This is a genomic window from Ruficoccus amylovorans (assembly GCF_014230085.1).
Lineage (GTDB): Bacteria > Verrucomicrobiota > Verrucomicrobiia > Opitutales > Cerasicoccaceae > Ruficoccus > Ruficoccus amylovorans.
In genome coordinates this window covers 1-2515 of the sequence record NZ_JACHVB010000026.1, presented here as the reverse complement: position 1 = coordinate 2515, position 2515 = coordinate 1, and the positions used below count along the sequence as shown (strand labels likewise).

Genomic DNA, 2515 nt, shown 5'->3' with positions numbered 1-2515 from the left:
GTAACCGTCCGGGCTTGGTCCCACTTTTCAAAGCAGGCAGTCTGGTGTAAGATTTGTGGATGGATTTGGAGTTGGTGGATACGGGGGCGAAGCGCGACAGTCGGGGTCGTCGGATCGAGAGTCGTGAGGAGCGTGAGCGTTTACTTGAGAGCTACGATGGGAGCGGATTGACGCAGAAGGCCTTTGCGCGGCGCGAGGGAGTGGCCTACAACACGCTGGTGTACTGGCTCAAGCAGCGTCGCGAGCGCAGTCAGGCAGGTGGAGGCGTCGAGTCTAAACCTCTTTTCCATGAGATGACGGTGCCGTCCTGCGGGGCCTCTTTGTTGGAGGTATGTTTGCCGGAGGGGCTGATCTTGCGCGGGGGCGATGCGCAGTCGCTGGCGGCATTGGTCAAGGCGTTGCGATGCTGAGCTTGCCCCATCAGCTGCGAGTTTTTGTGGCGGTGGAGCCGGTGGACATGCGCAAGCAGTTTGACGGGCTGTGGGCGGTGGCACGGGACCACTTGGGCGAAGATCCCAAGGGCGGGGCGCTGTTCGCCTTTACGAACAAGACGCGCAACCGCCTAAAGCTGCTGTATTTTGACGGGACGGGGGTGTGGGTGTTTGCCAAGCGCATCGAGCAGGGGCGGCTGAGCTGGCCGATCGGCAGCGACACACGCAAGCTGACGATCACCCCGGCGGCGATGACCATGCTGATGAACGGCATCGACCTGAAGCAGGGGACGCTCAAGGCGTGGTACGAGCGTTAAAATCAGCACGGTTCTCAACACTGTCTTGACGGCCATCGTATCATGTTTTGGATACAGGCATGGACAGCGACGCGGGCTCCCCGGATGTGGAACAGTTGCGGCGCATCGTCGATGAGCAAAACGGCGTGATTGCGGTTTTACGCGAGCAGGTGGACTGGCTCAAAAAGCAGCTCTTCGGGGCGGGCAAAAGTGAGAAGCTCGACAGCGCTCAACTGCGCTTGCGCCTGGACGACCTGGAGCGCCAACTCGAAGCGGTCGAAAAACAAAGTATCGCTTACGAACGTCGTGCCCCCAAGGCGGGCAAACATGAAACGCCTGCTGAGCGCTTCAAGGACCTGCCGGTGGAGGAGACCGTGGTGATTGAGCCGCCGGAGGTGCAGGCCGAGCCGGAAGCCTTTGAGAAGATCGCCGAAGAAGAGACCCTTGAAGTCGATATCCACCCGCCGAAGCTGTTTAAACGCCGCCTCGTTCGCCCCAGGTATCGCCGCAAGCTTGACCGCTCGCAGCCGCCGGTGGTGGCCCCCGCGCCCAGGCGCGTGATCGACGGCAGCTACGCTTCGGCGGGCCTGTTGGCCTGGATCGTTTTAAGCAAATACGTGCAGCACCAGCCGCTTTACCGCCAGGAAAAAGCCTCGTCCATGTGGGGCGCACCTTTGTCACGAAAAACCATGACAGACTGGGTCGAGGCCGTAGCCGAGTGGCTCAAGCCCATCTACAACTACATGCGAACGGACTTGCTCGCGGGCCCCTACATCCAGGCGGACGAGACGCCGGTGCGCTACTGCGACTCCGACCACAAAAAAGGCAAAACCGAACAGGGCTGGCTCTGGGCCATCTCGCGGCCCGGCGGCGACGTCGTCTTTGACTGGCGGCTCTCTCGCCGACACGGCGAGCTGACGTCATTGCTGGACGGATACACCGGCCTGCTCCAGTCCGATGCCTACGGCGCCTACGAAGACTATGCCTCGGGCAACAAGGACGTCATCGCCCTGGGCTGCATGGCCCACGTCCGGCGCAAGTTTTACGACGCCCTCGCCTCCAACAAACGCGAAGCCACCCTCGTGCTCCGACTCATGGCCAGGCTTTACGAACGCGAGGCCACTTACCGCGAAGAAAACCTCGTCCCCGACGAGCGCAAACGCCGCCGTCAGCGAGAAAATGAGATCACGCTGACCCGCCTGCAAAAGGTCATCTCCCTCGCCAGCCGAAAGGCCCTCCCCAAGTCCGCCCTCGGCAAGGCCTGCGCCTACGCCATCTCCCAGTGGCCCCAGCTCGTTGCCTTCCAAAAACACGGCATCGCCGAGATCGACAACAACCTCATGGAAAATGCCATCCGCCCCTCAGCCCTGGGAAAGAAAAACTTCCTCTTCATCGGACACCCCGAGGCCGGCCAACGATCCGCCATCATCTACTCCATCGTCGTCTCCTGCCAGCGCCACAACATCGAACCCTTCCAATACCTGCGCAACATCCTCTCGCGCCTCCCCAATATGACCAACCAGCACGACATCAGCGCTCTGTCACCTGCCAAATGGTCACCAATAGCAACCCAAGCCTGAATCCAAATCGTAACCAGTGGGAAACCCCAAGGGTTACCAGAGAGAAAAATCCACCCTCACAAAGGCAACTCAAGCAGGACACACTCCGGACGCTTACACGGAAGCAGGGGTGTTCGGGGTTTCTCCAGTGGTCGAGGACCTTGGGGATGTGCTGGTTGGAGCAGACGCCTGCATCCACAGCTCGGATGATGAGGTCGTGGGCGCGGGT

Annotated in this window: 3 protein-coding genes; all 3 read left to right on the top strand. The window is 60.8% G+C overall.

The features are described 5' to 3' along the window. Nucleotides 1-59 precede the first annotated feature (59 nt). The 3 genes from tnpA to tnpC are packed head-to-tail and all read left to right on the top strand — an operon-like array spanning nucleotide 60 to nucleotide 2307. Nucleotides 60-410, top strand: coding sequence for an IS66 family insertion sequence element accessory protein TnpA (gene tnpA / locus H5P28_RS10125; RefSeq protein ID WP_185673692.1), 351 nt, complete (start codon nucleotides 60-62; stop codon nucleotides 408-410). Then, a complete protein-coding gene (tnpB, locus tag H5P28_RS10120; protein WP_185673693.1) occupies nucleotides 404-748 on the top strand; it encodes an IS66 family insertion sequence element accessory protein TnpB in 345 nt (114 codons plus the stop codon). The genes tnpA and tnpB overlap by 7 nt, the downstream gene beginning before the upstream one ends. A 59-nt stretch (nucleotides 749-807) precedes the next feature. Further along, nucleotides 808-2307 carry an IS66 family transposase gene (gene tnpC, locus H5P28_RS10115; protein ID WP_185673694.1) on the top strand — a complete coding sequence of 500 codons (1500 nt, stop codon included), beginning with the start codon at nucleotides 808-810 and terminating at the stop codon, nucleotides 2305-2307. Nucleotides 2308-2515 lie beyond the last annotated feature (208 nt).